We start from the raw sequence: 13,619 nt of genomic DNA, 5'->3' as shown, positions 1-13,619 counted from the left end.
ACCTGCCATGGAAGTTTCCCGTATCCGAGCCCTGCGCGGCCCCAATCTGTGGAGCAAGAACACCGCGATCGAGGCCATCGTGTCCTGCGCCGACGCCGAGTGCTCCATCGACAATCTGCCCGAGTTCGAAGCCCGCCTGCGCGCGCGGCTGCCGCAGATCGGCCTGATGCGCCCGGAAGGCCATCAAGGCGCCGTGTCGATCGCCCACGTCCTGCAGATCGTGGCGCTGACGATGCAGGCGCATGCCGGCTGCCCCGTGACCTTTGGCCGCACCTCGTCGACCATCGAGCCCGGCGTGTTCCAGGTGGCGGTCGAATACAGCGAAGAGGAAGTCGGCAAGCTGGCGATGGAGCTGGCGCAAGCGCTGGTGCGCGCCGCGCTGGACGACACCCCGTTCGACTTTGCCGATGCGCTCAAGCGCCTGCGCGAACTGGACGAAGACGTGCGCCTGGGGCCCAGCACGGGCGCCATCGTGAATGCCGCCGTCGCCCGCAACATCCCCTTTCGCCGCCTGACCCAGGGCAGCATGGTGCAGTTCGGCTGGGGCAGCAAGCAACGCCGCATCCAGGCCGCTGAAACCGACCTGACCAGCGCTATCTCGGAATCGATCGCGCAGGACAAGGACCTGACCAAGATGCTGCTGGACGCCGCCGGCGTGCCGGTGCCCATGGGCCGTTCCGTGACCACGGCGGAAGCCGCCTGGGAAGCCGCGCAAGAGCTGGGCGGCCCCGTCGTCGTCAAGCCGCGCGACGGCAGCCAGGGACGCGGCGTGGCCGTGAACATCGAAACGCGCGAGCGCGTCATCCAGGCCTTTGAAGTGGCCGAGGAAGTCAGCTCGGAAGTCATCGTCGAACGCTACATCCCGGGCCACGATTTCCGCCTGCTGGTGGTGGGCGGCGCGCTCGTGGCCGCATCGCGCCGCGATCCGCCCCAAGTCACCGGAGACGGGCAGCAGACCATCCGCCAACTGGTGGACCAGGTCAACTCGGACCCTTTGCGCGGCGACGGGCACGCCACCTCGCTGACCAAGATCCGCTTTGACGACATCGCGCTGGCCACCTTGAAAAAGCAGGGCTTCGACGCCGATTCCGTGCCGCCGCTGGGCACGCTGATCTTCCTGCGCAACAACGCCAACCTCAGCACCGGCGGCTCGGCCACCGACGTGACCGACGAAGTGCACCCCGAAATGGCGGCGCGCGCCGTGTCGGCGGCCCGCATGATCGGCCTGGACATCTGCGGCGTGGACGTCGTTGCGGAAAGCGTGCATTACCCTTTGGAAGACCAGCATGGCGGCGTGGTGGAAGTGAACGCCGCGCCCGGCCTGCGCATGCACTTGAACCCGTCGTTCGGCAAGGGCCGCGCGGTGGGCGAGGCCATCATCGCCAACATGTACGCCGACGGCGACGACGGCCGCATCCCGGTCGTGGCGGTTGCCGGCACCAACGGCAAGACCACCACGGTGCGCCTCACCGCCCACCTGCTGGGCACGGCCGGCAACCGCGTCGGCATGACGAATTCCGACGGCGTCTACGTGGACAACCTGCGCATCGACACCGGCGACTGCAGCGGCCCGCGCAGCGCGCGCAGCGTGCTCATGCATCCCGACGTGGACGCCGCGGTGTTCGAGACGGCGCGCGGCGGCATCCTGCGCGAAGGCCTGGCCTTCGACCGCTGCAACGTGGCCATCGTCACCAACATCGGCATGGGCGACCATTTGGGGCTGGGCTACATCAGCACCGTGGAAGACCTGGCCGTGGTCAAGCGCGTCATCGTGCAGCACGTGCATCCCACGGGCACTGCCGTGTTGAACGCCGCCGACCCCATCGTGGCCGAAATGGCCGCGAGCTGCCCGGGTTCGATCACCTACTTCGCCGAAGACCGCAACCATCCCGTGCTGGCCACGCATCGTGCGCAAGGCCTGCGCTCGGTGTACCGCGACGGCGATGCGATCGTTGCCGCGCAGGGCACGGAAGAGGTCCGCTTCCCGCTGGCCGACATCCCGCTCACGCGCAACGGCACGATCACGTTCCAGGTGGAAAACGCCATGGCCTCGATCGCCGCCGCCTGGGCGCTGAGCCTGGACTGGGACATCATCCGCCGCGGCCTGGCCACGTTCGTGAACGACGCCCAGACGGCTCCGGGACGCTTCAATGTGTTCGAGCATCGCGGCGCCACGGTGATCGCGGACTACGGCCACAATCCCGATGCGATCCTGGCTCTGGTGCGCGCCGTGGACGCCATGCCCGCCAAGCGGCGCTCGGTCGTCATCAGCGGGGCGGGCGACCGTCGCGATGAAGACATCCGCATGCAGACCGAGATCCTGGGCGCCGCGTTCGACGACGTGCTGCTGTATCAGGACCAATGCCAACGCGGGCGCGCCGACGGCGAAGTGCTGGCGCTGTTGCAGGAGGGCCTGGTCGGCGCGCCGCGCACGACCCACATCGAAGAGATCCACGGCGAGTTCCTGGCCATCGACACGGCCCTCTCGCGTCTGACGGCCGGTGACCTGTGCCTGATCCTGGTCGACCAGGTGGAAGAAGCGCTGGACCACATCGCCCGCCGCATCGCCGAGGGCTGATCCGACCGCTGTCCGCCGCTCTTGCGGCAATGCAAACGGGGCGCTCTGGCGCCCCGTTTGCTTTACCGTCATGCCCTGCCCCGCATCAGCCGCGCGAGGCCTCCACAGGCGCCGACGCCTGGTAGCGGTCCGTCACGTGGGTGCATCCCACGGCCGCCATGGCGGCCAGCGTCAACAAGATAGCGCTGCAAAGTCGTTGCGTCATGCCTGCCCCTCTCCCTTCCCTGTTGGTGAACCGCACGGCGGGTTCCGCCACGACTATACCGGGGCGCGTGCGCGACAGCCAGCGCAGGCAAGCGCCAAATTCTCAGCAACTCCCGTTACCAGCCCCGATCAAAAGGGGACAAAACATTGCGGAAATGTAACTCCTACCTCTGGTGCGCCCCCCAGTCCGGCCCGTCGAAGAACCCCGCAAAACTCGCGCTTTGCGCTGTTACATTTACCCACAGCCAGGTTTGACAGGCCTGCCACCCGACTCGTACGGTAGGGGCTAGCTGATCAGTGTCCAACTCAACCGCGATTGCAGGACTTATAGGCCATAAGCCTTGTGTCGCAAGCAGACAGAGAGAGGTCACCATGAATAACGACATCATCGCCGGCAAGTGGAAGCAACTGACCGGCAAGGCCAAAGCGGCCTGGGGTGAACTCACCGACGACGAGTTGACCCGTACCGAAGGCAACGCCGAACGCCTGGCTGGTTTGATCCAGGAGCGTTATGGCAAGACGAAGGATGAAGCCCAGAAGGAAGTCCGGGATTTCTTCGACCGCAATCCCTGATTCCCCCTCCCGCCTTGATCGGTCGAAACCACTGGAGAAGCTGACATGTTGCACTACGCCGTTGTTTTCTTCGTTATCGCGATCATCGCGGCGGTTCTCGGCTTCGGCGGCATTGCCGCCGGGGCTGCGGGTATCGCCAAGGTCCTGTTCTTCGTCTTCCTGGTGCTGGCGCTCTTGTCCATCCTGAGCGGCGCCCTTCGGAAAAAATAGGACACGTTGATAAAACGCGTACCCCCCAAGAGTTTGCAAGTCCGCGTCGTCTGGGACGACGCGCCGAACACTAGATATTTAAAGGAGCACAACTATGGAACTTCGTAAGCTGATCGCCGCTGCTGCACTGGGAACTGGCGCCGTCTTCACTTCCATGGCTTTTGCGGCCGATGACGGCAAGCCCAAGCAATCCGTGGGCGAATACGCATCGGATGCGACCGTGACCACCAAGGTCAAGGCCGCCATCGTCGCCGACAAGCAACTGAGCGCCCTGGATATCGCCGTGGAAACCAACAACGGCGTGGCCACGCTGACGGGCTCGGTGGGCACTTCCGCCGAAGCCGATCACGCGGCCACCGTGGCTCGCGGCGTCGAAGGCGTCAAGCAGGTCATGAACAACATCAAGGTCGACCCGGCCAAGAACAAGAAGTAACGCCGATACCGTTTCCGACTGAGGCCTAGAGAGCCCGCGGCGCCTGTGATGAACAGGCGCCGCTTTCGTTTGGGCAGCGCCCGCGCAATCGTTCAGAGACTGATCGAACCCCGGCCGATCTCAAGCGCGCGGCCGCCCACCTGGATGCGGCCATCAGCCAGCACGTCCAGCATCAATCGGCAGGGCCGCCCCATCTGATCGCCCTGCTCGACCAGGATGCTGGCGGGCAACGCATGCTTGTTGTGGATCAGCCAGCCGCCCAGGTTGGCGCACGCCGACCCGGTGCCCGCATCCTCGTCCACGCCGCCGCCTGCCTTGGCGAAGAAGTAGCGGGCCACCACCACCTGGCGCGCGTCCTGCACATTGCCTTCGTCGAAGGCAAACACGTAGAGCGTCTTGCGGCCCAGGCTGCTGGCCTGCCAGCGATGGAGCTTGGAGGCGTCCGGCGCCGCGCGACGCACGGCCTCGACGCTGGCTAGCGGCACCAGCAATTGGTCCGCCCCGGTATCCACCCAGATCGGATCGCCCAACAGATCATCGGCATCCAGCCCGACCAGGCCCGCGATCTCGGCGCGGTCCAGTTCCGGCGGCGCCGTACGCACGCCATCGGGGCACGGCGCGGTGAAGGTCCAGGCGTCGCCACGGGCCTCGACCGGCACCACGCCGGCCTTGAACTCGAGCGTCAGCGCGTCGCCGGTCTGGCGCAGGTCGCGCACCACTTGCGAGGTGCCGATGGTGGGATGGCCGGCGAACTTCATTTCGTAGCCGGGCGTGAAGATGCGCACGTGCGCGTCCGCACGGTCGGACGGCAGGATGAAGGTGGTTTCGGAAAGATTGAATTGCGCCGCCAGGTTCAGCATGGTGGCGTCGTCCATGCCGCGCGCGTCTTCAAACACGCAAAGCTGGTTGCCGCTGAAGGTGGTGGACGCAAAAACGTTGAGCAGGCGAAACGCGTAGGAAGTCATCGAAAGGCGTGTAGAGGAAGACCGCCGGCCAGTCCGGCTAAGCCTTCCAATGTATCGCAGCGCCCCACTTCAGACCATCAAGCAGTACTTACCAGATTGCAAAGAAAAGCACCCAGGCCATGCAGAACGGCACCAAGCCTGCCACCAGCACGAGCCAGGCGGCGCCCTTGCGCCAGCCGCTGACCTGGCGCTGCGCCAGCAGGCGCGCGAAGAGGCGCAAGGTCCACAACACGGCAAGCGTCAGCAGCGTAAAACGCACGGGACCGGCCCAGGCGGCTTGCACGCCTTCATGCTTGAGCAGGTTGACCGTGGTGGCGGACAAGCCCAGGAACACGCCGATGCCCGCCGACGGAATCAGCGCCTGCGCCAGCTTGTGCACGCCGGGACGGATCCACCGCGTGGCGGGCGCATCCAGCTGACGTGCGGCGGGCGCCAGAAGGTCGGCGATCCACAGCGACAGGAAGCTTGCGCCCCCCACAATGACCGTCGCGCCGACGACGAACAGCAGGATGCCCGCGCCGTCCAGCCACGAGAAGCTGTCGTTCACATCCGGATAGTGGGTCAGGATGAACCAGGGCGCGTTGTCCATCAACGGCCACAGGATGTCGTGTTCCACCAGCCACGTCGCGGCCCATTGCTTGGCCGTCACATACCAGGGGCTGGCGCTCCACAGGAAGGCGCCGATCGCGATGCCCATCAGTCCGAAGCACAGCAGCGCGGTTTGCCACGCGTCGCCGTCGGCGACGTGCACGATCTCTTCTTCCGGGGAACGCGGCGTCAATTGGATCGCGCCGCGATAACCGCTGCAGCGGCCGCACATGTGGCAATCGCCGGCGCCCTTCATGTGGCGAAGGGGCACCAGCGGCGCACAGTTGATGGGTTCGATCCGGATGACCGGGTGGCGCCACTTCTCTTCATCGACCTTGAAGTGCCACGGCGCCAGCTTGGCCAGCAGGTTGAACACGCCGTTGACCGGGCACAGGTATTTGCACCACACGCGCTTGCTGCGGCCATAGCGCCAGCCGACGATCATGGCCGCCACCGTGGATCCGCCCAGCACGGCCAGCACCGCCAGCGGATACTGGTACACGCTGACCAACTGGCCGTAGACCGTCGTCAACGCAAAGGCCACGAAGGGCCAGCCGCCCCAGCGCATCCATTTCGGAATGGCATGCCCCTGCCCCCGTTCGCTGGCCCACTCGGTCAGCATCCCTTCGGGACAGAACCAGCCGCACCAGGCGCGGCCCAGGATCGGCATGGAAATCAGCACGAACGGCCACCAGACACCCCAAAAGGCAAACTGCGCCACGATCGTCAGGTTATTGAAGACCGACGCCGTGTTGTCCGGCAAAGGAAGGATCGCGGGCACGATCAAAAGGAACGCGTACAACGCGACAATGCCCCACTGCAGCTTGCGCAACAGCGGGGCATGGTCACGGAGGAAATCGGCGATCCGGGAAGTCACCCTCCCGAGTACAGCTGCCATGGTCAAACCTTCATTGTTCAGTCCGGCATCACGTCGGAATCAGGATGCGCTCCGGGCGGCGGCCGGCGCATGGGCGGGCTTGTTGCCCACCCAGCGCAGCAGCGCCCAGACCACGATCCAGTAAGCCACCCACAACAAAACCGAGATCAGGGCCGGCAGGGCGCGGTAGCCGGCGAAGTCCGCCAGGATCTTGCCGATGCCGGTGCTGTCGCTCAGGAGCCACGAGCTATCCCACACGGGGTCGATGATCGTCGGCAGCACGTCGAGCGAAATCAGGTGGTCCAGGCCGCCGACCAGCAGCGAACCGGCCAATAGCAGGAGCAGAATTTCGGTCACGCGGAAGAAGCGGCGCCAGGTAATCAATTTGCCGCCCAGTTGCAGCAGCCAGAACGTCAGCAAGGCCACGGCAAAACCCGCGACGCCGGCCAGCGCCAGCATCAGCATGTTGCTTCCGCCTTCGCCCGCCGACACGGTGCCGTACAGGAACACCACGGTCTCGCTGCCTTCACGCGCCACGGCGATGGCCACCAGCACGAACAGGCCCCACCAGTTGTCGTTGGCCACCGAACTGCGCGCCCCGCTTTCCAGTTCGCCTTTCAGCGTGCGGCCGTGCTTCTTCATCCACACGACCATCTGCACGACGAGCGCGCACGCCGCCAGCGACATGATGGCCTGGAACCATTCCTGGCCTTCGTCGCTGAGCCAGGACGACACGCCCAGCAGCACCAGCGCCAGCGCCACGGCCAGGGCCAGCCCGGCGGCCACGCCGCCCCACAGGTAGTTCAGCCCGCGCTTGCCTTCGGGCGTGGAGCGCAGCCAGGTGTACAAGATGCCCACCACCAGCATGGCTTCGACGCTTTCACGCCAGACGATAAAGAGGACCTGTTCCATGTATTGCTACCGCTTATTCCTTGGGCTTGACGACCAGGGTGCCTTTCACGCTCTGGTGAAAGTCATCAAAGAAGGGATACTCGCCGGGACGGGAAATGGTGATCACCACGAAGGACTTCACCCCCGGGCCCAGCACTTTTTCCTTGCGCAGCGGAATGCTCTCGAATTCCACCGGCTCGTTGCTCTCGTTGATGAGCTCGATCTTGAATCGGCCGGCGGGCACTTCAAGGGTCGCCGGCTCGAACGTGCCGTCCGGCTTGAACCTCAAGGTGAACGTCGGCAGTTCGTCCGCCTGCGCGGGCGCCATGCCGGCAAATGCGGCCAGGCCGATCAGCACGGCGGCAACAACGCGATGCAGGCGGCGCACGATCAGTATCCGCCCTTCTTGCCGGTGCCGGCGTAGACGAATTCATATTCCAGTTCGAACGGCTCGAACCACGGGCCCACGCCGGTTTCCTTGTCGACGTGGCGGCCGAAGTGGGCCATCTTGTTTTCGGACGGCGGCAGGATCGTGTACTTCAACTTGTACTTGCCCGGGCCTTCCAGCTTGATGTTGTCGCCGTAGTGCGGGCCATCGTTGGCGACCATGGGCATGAAGGTGCCCTTCTGCACGTTCTGGCTGCCGACCTTCTGGATCTCGAAATTCACGACCAGGTAAGGCACCCACTCGCCTTCGGGGAAGCCCGTCTTGTTGCCGGCGGTGGCGTGGATATCGGCCTCAAGGTGCACGTCGGAATCCTTGGCAGGACGCATCATCCCCGGCGGATCCATTTCGATCGGCTGCAGATAGACCGCGCCAATTTCCATGCCGCCCTTCTCAACCGGCTTGCCGATGGGGTATTCGGCCGCTTGCGCGGCAGACACGCTCAGAGCGACGATGGCCAGCGCCAAGGCTTTCTTGATCATGTGCATAATCCTTGAGACACAAATGAATGGCGGTTCCGATAAGCTAAACAAGAACCGTTTTCATTAATGTAACCAAAAAAACTGACATATCCCTGAACCCGGAGGCCAAAAAAGGGGCGGATTATTGCGTTCAGTCAACGGAGCGCCCCCGTCGCGTCGCGCCGGCGGCGGCCACAAAAAAGCCGGTCAGGCGATGGCCCTGCCGGCTTCTGGATCAACGGGAGGGCCTGGCCCGCCCCGCTCTGCGGCGATTACTTGCGGCCCGACCCCGGCGGCGTGCTGCCGGGCGTGAACGGGAACGTCGAGAACATCGCGCGCGTCTGGTCCTGCATCTGGTCCTGCATCTGCACGAACAGGTTCTTGCTCTGGTCGATGTAGTTGTTCATCATGTTCTGCAGCATGGGCGTCTGCACGTTCATGAACTGGGTCCAGGCTTCGGGCCCGAACTGGCTGCCATACAGTCCCTTGGACTGTTCGGCCATGCGCGTCTGGATTTCCATGAAGGCCTGGATGTTCTTCTCAAGGTAAGAACCCATGATGCCCTGCATGGCGTGGCCGTAGAAACGGATGATCTGCGACAGCATGTTCGACGAGAACATGGGCATGCCGCCGCTTTCCTCTTCCAGGATGATCTGCAAAAGGATGCTGCGCGTCAGGTCTTCGGCGCTCTTGGCGTCGACCACCTGGAACTCTTCGTTGGCCAGGACCAGTTGCTTGACATCTGCCAGAGTGATGTAGGTGCTGGTCCGGGTGTCGTATAGGCGACGGTTGGGGTATTTTTTAATCAGGCGCAGGCTGGCGCCGGTTTGTGCTTGCGTCATGTGTGTCCCCGGATCGGGCGATCTCTAAGACTTCGGATAAGGTGGAGTGTAATGCCGGAAGGCCCTCTCCCCGAGGCCTTCCAGCGCCTGGAGCCGCCCGATGGCGGCCCGCTGACCAACATTAGCCCATGTGCAGGCCGCCGTTGAGCGAGAAATCCGCGCCAGTCGAAAAGCCGGATTCATCCGAAGCCAGCCACGAGGTCATGGAGGCGATTTCCTCGGGCGTGCCCAGACGGCGCACCGGGATGGTGGCCACGATTTTCTCGAGCACTTCGGGACGAATGGCGCGAACCATGTCCGTGCCGATGTAGCCCGGCGAAATCGTGTTGACCGTGACGCCCTTGCTGGCGACTTCCTGGGCCAGCGCCATGGTGAAGCCGTGGATGCCCGCCTTCGCCGTGGAATAGTTCGTCTGGCCGAATTGGCCCTTCTGCCCGTTCACCGAGCTGATGTTGATGATGCGGCCCCACTGACGCTCGACCATGCCCTCGATGACCTGCTTGGTCACATTGAAGAGACTGTTCAGGTTGGTGTCGATGACCGCGCGCCAATCGTCCGCGCTCATTTTGCGGAACAGGCCATCGCGCGTGATGCCCGCGTTGTTGACCAGCACATCGACCGGGCCCAGGTCGGCGGTGACCCGTTCAAAGGCCGCTACCGTCGAATCCCAGTCCGACACGTTGCCTACCGATGCATAGAACGTGTAGCCCTGCGCTGCCTGCTCATCCAGCCATTGCTGGTAATTGCGGCTTGGGCCGCAACCTGCCACCACGCGAAAGCCATCCTTGGCCAAGCGCTGGCAAATAGAGGTGCCGATACCGCCCATCCCGCCTGTTACGTAAGCCAGTTTTCCGCTCATTGGACTTCCTCCTGTGTGCGACGGACGCCTCGTTGATTAACTTTCTTATTGGCCTGGGCCAACCGCGCATGGCGGCGTCAGGCAGCCCGGACCTTCACGTACCTGCCAGGCGCCGGCTCGATCGGCCGGTACTTGGCATTGCCTAATTTCGTGCGCGCCTTGACCTGCTTGCCCGAATGCCGGGACAGCCATTGCGTCCAGTCGGGCCACCAGCTGCCCGCATTTTCAGTCGCCTGCGCAAACCAGGCCTTGGGGTCGCCGGGCATGTCATGGCCCGTGTTCCCCAGCTTGTCCGCCACCCAATAGCTGCGGCGCTTCTTGGCCGGCGGATTCACCACGCCGGCGATGTGGCCCGAGGCCCCCAGCACGAAGCGTTGCGGTCCGCGCAGCAGTTGCGTGGAGGCATAGGCCGACACCCAAGGCACGATGTGATCTTCGCGGGACCCGAATATGTACGCCGGCATCGTCAGGCGCGTCAGGTCCAGCGGCAGGCCGGCGGCTTGCGCGCGGCCAGGCACTTTCAGGTTGTTCTCAAGGTAGGTATTGCGGAAGTACCACGAGAAGAACGGCCCCGGCAGATTGGTGCTGTCGCCATTCCAGAACAGCAGGTCGAACGGGGGCGGCTTCTGGCCCTTCAGGTAATTGCCCACCACATAGTTCCAGACCAGCTCGTTGGGCCGCAGGAACGAGAACGTGGTGGCCAGGTCGCGGCCGGGCATCAGCCCGCCGTTGCCCAGTTGATGGTCGCGCAGCAGCGCATGCGCTTCGTCGACAAAGACGTTCAGAATGCCGGTGTCGTGGAAGTCCAGCAGCGAGGTCAACAGCGTCAGCGACGCGACGGGCTGTTCGCCGCGGGCCTCGGCCAGCGCCAGCGCCGACGCCAGCATCGTGCCGCCCACGCAGAACCCCAGGGCGTTGACCTTGGGCTGCTTGGTGATGTCGCTGGCCACGCGCAGCGCCTGCAGGACGGCGTCATCCAGATAATCGGACCAGGTGGCGCGGTCCACGCCATCGGTGTCGCTAGCCACCGGATTGCGCCAGGAGACGAGGAACACGGTGTAGCCCTGCTCCACCGCATGGCGCACGAAGGAATTCTCGGGCTGCAGGTCCAGGATGTAGAACTTGTTGATGTTCGGCGGCACGATCACCAGCGGCAGCTCGTGCACCGTGGCGGTGGACGGCGCGTACTGGATCAGCTGGAACAGCGTGTTCTCGAACACCACTTCGCCCGGCGTCACCGCCACGTTGCGGCCGATCTCGAACTGCGATTCGTCGGTCTGGGTGATGCGGCCTTTCTTGACGTCGCCCAACAGGTTGGCCAGCCCTTCGTTCAAGGCGCGACCCGCGCTTTCCACGATGGATTGCTGGGCATCCGGATTCAGCGCCAGGAAGTTCGACGGAGACAGCGCGTCGACCCACTGCATGATGGAAAAACGCAGGCGCTCGCGCATGGGTTCGCTGACCTGGGCCGCATCGACCATGCGTTGCATGGCGCGGGCCGACAGCAGATAGGTATGCGCCAGCAGCAGATGGGAACCGTTGGCGGCCCAGGCGTCGCCGGCGAAGCGGCGGTCGGCCAGAGGCGCAAGCGCACCGCGGCGGGCGTCGTCACAAAGGCGCTGCCACTCGCGCGAGAACTCGGCCTGAATATCGGCCAGGATTTCCGGTGCCACGCTCACCGGTATGGGCCCTGCGGCGGAGAGATTGGCGTTCACTTCGACACCTTGTTATCGAGACTGCTCGATTGATGTTGCATTCCGGGTCCAGGACTGTCAATGCGGGTATACAAGGAGACCGCCAGGGTAGATCTCAAGCCCGGCGGCCGGCCTTGCGCAAGATCAAACCGGGTCGAGCCAGGCCAGCAGCGCCATGCGTCCGGTTTCGCCGTCGCGTCGGTACGAGAAGAAGCGTTCCGATTCGGATACGGTGCACATCCCGGACAAGGCCACCTCTTGTACCCCGGCGCGGCGCAGGCGGAAATCCGCCAATCCGGCGAGGTCCGCCAACCACTTTCCCGATAGACCGGCGCGCGGCGTGAAGTAGCGCGCGGTGGCGGGATCGTCTTGCGTGAAGGCGTCAAGCACGTCCTGCCCCACCTCGAACACCTGCGAGCCGATGCCGGGGCCGACCCAGGCGCGCCAGCCGGTAGCCGCGGGAGCCTTGGCGCGCATGGCCGCCAGCGTATGTTCCAGCACGCCGCCCGACAGGCCGCGCCAGCCGGCATGTGCCGCGCCCAGCACCTGCCCGTCGGCATCGGCAATGACCACCGGCAGGCAGTCCGCCACCATGACGGCCAGCACGCGGCCCGGTTGCGCCGTGACGCTGGCGTCCACTGCAGGTTCGTCCGGCACGTCCTGCGCATCGGCGTCCACGACCTCGCTGCCGTGCACCTGGCGCAACCATAGCGGGTCGGCCGGCACGGCGGCGCGCACGCGGCGCCGGTTCTCGGCCACCGTGTCTGGATCGTCGCCCGCGCGGCGCCCCAAGTTCAGGGTGTCGTGCGGCGCCACGCCCACGCCGCCTGCGCGGGTCGTGCAGAAATAATTCACGCCGGCCCATTCCGGGCCGGTCACGACAGGCAGGCTGGCGATCACGCGTTCCATGCAATGCTTTCCTGGACCAGGGTCATGTCCTCGGGCACGGCGGCGGCGAATTGGACTTCGCCGCGGCCACCCGGGTCGTCAAAATGCAGGGCGCGGGCGTGCAGCATCTGGCGCTGCGCGCCCGCGATGTTCTTGCCGCCGTAGATCGTATCGGCCAGCAGCGGATGACCCAGGCTGGCCATGTGCACGCGGATCTGGTGGGTGCGGCCGGTTTCCAGGCGGCACACCACTTCGGTGACGCGGCCGCCAGGGTCCACCTGGCCGCGGCGCGCCGGCGCGTAATTGGTAATGGCGGGTTTGGGCGCCACGGGGCGCTCGACGCTCATGCGGATCGGCACGCGGGAATCGCGGCCGATGGCGCGTTCGACACGGCCGCCGTTCGCGATCCAGCCATGCGCCAGCGCCACGTATTCGCGTCCCATGCTGCGCGCCTGCAACTGGCGCACCAGATGCGTCTGGGCGCGCTCATTGCGGGCCACCACCATCAGTCCGGAGGTGTCCTTGTCCAGCCTGTGAACAATGCCGGCACGCGCCACGGACGCCAATTCGGGGTAGCGATACAGCAGGCCATTGAGCAGCGTGCCGCTCCAGTTGCCCGCGCCGGGATGGGTGACGAGCCCCGCGGGCTTGTTCACCACGATCCACTCGGGGCTTTCGTCCACAACGACGAATTCAACGGGCTCGGGCGTGAAGGCACGCGCATCGGGCGCCGGTTGAGCCCACACTTGCAGCTCGTCGCCTGGGCCGACCGTCTGACGGACCTTGCCGGGCGCGCCGTTGACGTGCACATTGCCGGCTTCGATCCAGCCTTGCAGGCGGCTGCGGGAATGGTCGGGCAACAACCCGGCCAGCACCTTGTCCAGCCGGTCGGCCTTCGTCGTGGAAGGCACCGTTACAAGTTGCGGTTCACCCCGGTTTTCATTGGGGTTTTCGTCGGCGTTTTCGTCGGAAAGGCCCAGAAGTTCATCGTCGGAAACGAGATCTGTGCCGGCGGCTGTATCAGACATGGAGACAAATCATATAATCAGCCTGCCATGCTAACACCAAGGATACGATTCTCGTGATTCACCACCCCGCAGCTCCCTCGAAC

General features: G+C 64.9%; 14 protein-coding genes. 4 read left to right on the top strand and 10 right to left on the bottom strand.

Translation table 11 applies throughout. The annotated features are described in order from the left end of the window. Nucleotides 1–7: 7 nt before the first annotated feature. The 4 genes from cphA (at nt 8) to CEY09_RS20955 (ending at nt 3,998) form a co-directional block, all read left to right on the top strand. Complete coding sequence (gene cphA / locus CEY09_RS20970) at nt 8–2,578, top strand: cyanophycin synthetase (RefSeq protein ID WP_088590149.1); 2,571 nt, start codon at nt 8–10, stop codon at nt 2,576–2,578. Between the two features lie 576 nt (nt 2,579–3,154). Further along, nucleotides 3,155–3,355 carry a CsbD family protein gene (locus CEY09_RS20965; RefSeq protein ID WP_006218180.1) on the top strand — a complete coding sequence of 67 codons (201 nt, stop codon included), beginning with the start codon at nt 3,155–3,157 and terminating at the stop codon, nt 3,353–3,355. Between the two features lie 45 nt (nt 3,356–3,400). Continuing rightward, nucleotides 3,401–3,565, top strand: a complete 165-nt coding sequence (locus tag CEY09_RS20960) for a DUF1328 domain-containing protein (RefSeq protein WP_006222909.1) — start codon at nt 3,401–3,403, stop codon at nt 3,563–3,565. 94 nt (nt 3,566–3,659) lie between these two features. Beyond that, entirely contained in the window at nt 3,660–3,998 is a 339-nt protein-coding gene (locus CEY09_RS20955; RefSeq protein ID WP_088590148.1) for a BON domain-containing protein, read from the top strand. A gap of 92 nt (nt 3,999–4,090) precedes the next feature. Here the strand turns inward: CEY09_RS20955 and CEY09_RS20950 are convergent, their stop codons facing one another. The 10 genes from CEY09_RS20950 to CEY09_RS20905 form a co-directional block, all read right to left on the bottom strand. Beyond that, nucleotides 4,091–4,963, bottom strand: a complete 873-nt coding sequence (locus tag CEY09_RS20950; protein WP_088590147.1) for a PhzF family phenazine biosynthesis protein — start codon at nt 4,961–4,963, stop codon at nt 4,091–4,093. 88 nt (nt 4,964–5,051) lie between these two features. Beyond that, nucleotides 5,052–6,449 (bottom strand): 4Fe-4S binding protein, encoded by a 1,398-nt coding sequence (locus CEY09_RS20945; RefSeq protein WP_088590146.1) that lies wholly within the window; start codon nt 6,447–6,449, stop codon nt 5,052–5,054. Between the two features lie 39 nt (nt 6,450–6,488). Further along, the gene (locus tag CEY09_RS20940) at nt 6,489–7,340 is read right to left on the bottom strand and encodes an FTR1 family iron permease (RefSeq protein ID WP_088590145.1); all 852 of its coding nucleotides are present in this window, start codon (nt 7,338–7,340) and stop codon (nt 6,489–6,491) included. Nucleotides 7,341–7,353: 13 nt separating this feature from the next. Beyond that, nucleotides 7,354–7,707: a cupredoxin domain-containing protein gene (locus CEY09_RS20935; protein WP_006222904.1), complete on the bottom strand. Its 354-nt coding sequence runs from the start codon at nt 7,705–7,707 to the stop codon at nt 7,354–7,356. Between the two features lie 2 nt (nt 7,708–7,709). Further along, the gene (locus tag CEY09_RS20930; RefSeq protein WP_006222903.1) at nt 7,710–8,246 is read right to left on the bottom strand and encodes an iron transporter; all 537 of its coding nucleotides are present in this window, start codon (nt 8,244–8,246) and stop codon (nt 7,710–7,712) included. Between the two features lie 251 nt (nt 8,247–8,497). After that, nucleotides 8,498–9,067: a polyhydroxyalkanoate synthesis repressor PhaR gene (gene phaR / locus CEY09_RS20925; RefSeq protein ID WP_088590144.1), complete on the bottom strand. Its 570-nt coding sequence runs from the start codon at nt 9,065–9,067 to the stop codon at nt 8,498–8,500. Between the two features lie 121 nt (nt 9,068–9,188). Continuing rightward, nucleotides 9,189–9,926 carry an acetoacetyl-CoA reductase gene (phbB, locus tag CEY09_RS20920; RefSeq protein WP_006222901.1) on the bottom strand — a complete coding sequence of 246 codons (738 nt, stop codon included), beginning with the start codon at nt 9,924–9,926 and terminating at the stop codon, nt 9,189–9,191. Between the two features lie 77 nt (nt 9,927–10,003). After that, on the bottom strand, nt 10,004–11,641 hold the full coding sequence (gene phaC / locus CEY09_RS20915) for a class I poly(R)-hydroxyalkanoic acid synthase (RefSeq protein WP_088590143.1): 1,638 nt from the start codon (nt 11,639–11,641) through the stop codon (nt 10,004–10,006). A 123-nt stretch (nt 11,642–11,764) separates the two neighbouring features. After that, nucleotides 11,765–12,529 (bottom strand): peptidoglycan editing factor PgeF, encoded by a 765-nt coding sequence (gene pgeF, locus CEY09_RS20910; RefSeq protein WP_088590142.1) that lies wholly within the window; start codon nt 12,527–12,529, stop codon nt 11,765–11,767. Further along, nucleotides 12,517–13,536 carry an RluA family pseudouridine synthase gene (locus tag CEY09_RS20905; protein ID WP_088590141.1) on the bottom strand — a complete coding sequence of 340 codons (1,020 nt, stop codon included), beginning with the start codon at nt 13,534–13,536 and terminating at the stop codon, nt 12,517–12,519. Before CEY09_RS20905 ends, pgeF begins: the two co-directional genes overlap by 13 nt. Nucleotides 13,537–13,619 lie beyond the last annotated feature (83 nt).

It is taken from the genome of Achromobacter marplatensis (assembly GCF_002209535.1).
Lineage (GTDB): Bacteria > Pseudomonadota > Gammaproteobacteria > Burkholderiales > Burkholderiaceae_B > Achromobacter > Achromobacter marplatensis.
This window is presented reverse-complemented; position numbering and strand designations above follow the sequence as displayed.

Bases quoted from the DNA above. Each gene is read 5' to 3' on its own strand.
- CEY09_RS20960 (WP_006222909.1), top strand. From the start codon at position 3,401: ATGTTGCACTACGCCGTTGTTTTCTTCGTTATCGCGATCATCGCGGCG.
- CEY09_RS20940 (WP_088590145.1), bottom strand. From the start codon at position 7,340: ATGGAACAGGTCCTCTTTATCGTCTGGCGTGAAAGCGTCGAAGCCATG.
- phaR (WP_088590144.1), bottom strand. From the start codon at position 9,067: ATGACGCAAGCACAAACCGGCGCCAGCCTGCGCCTGATTAAAAAATAC.
- CEY09_RS20965 (WP_006218180.1), top strand. From the start codon at position 3,155: ATGAATAACGACATCATCGCCGGCAAGTGGAAGCAACTGACCGGCAAG.
- CEY09_RS20950 (WP_088590147.1), bottom strand. From the start codon at position 4,963: ATGACTTCCTACGCGTTTCGCCTGCTCAACGTTTTTGCGTCCACCACC.
- CEY09_RS20945 (WP_088590146.1), bottom strand. From the start codon at position 6,449: ATGGCAGCTGTACTCGGGAGGGTGACTTCCCGGATCGCCGATTTCCTC.
- CEY09_RS20955 (WP_088590148.1), top strand. From the start codon at position 3,660: ATGGAACTTCGTAAGCTGATCGCCGCTGCTGCACTGGGAACTGGCGCC.
- phbB (WP_006222901.1), bottom strand. From the start codon at position 9,926: ATGAGCGGAAAACTGGCTTACGTAACAGGCGGGATGGGCGGTATCGGC.
- CEY09_RS20930 (WP_006222903.1), bottom strand. From the start codon at position 8,246: ATGATCAAGAAAGCCTTGGCGCTGGCCATCGTCGCTCTGAGCGTGTCT.
- CEY09_RS20905 (WP_088590141.1), bottom strand. From the start codon at position 13,536: ATGTCTGATACAGCCGCCGGCACAGATCTCGTTTCCGACGATGAACTT.
- pgeF (WP_088590142.1), bottom strand. From the start codon at position 12,529: ATGGAACGCGTGATCGCCAGCCTGCCTGTCGTGACCGGCCCGGAATGG.
- cphA (WP_088590149.1), top strand. From the start codon at position 8: ATGGAAGTTTCCCGTATCCGAGCCCTGCGCGGCCCCAATCTGTGGAGC.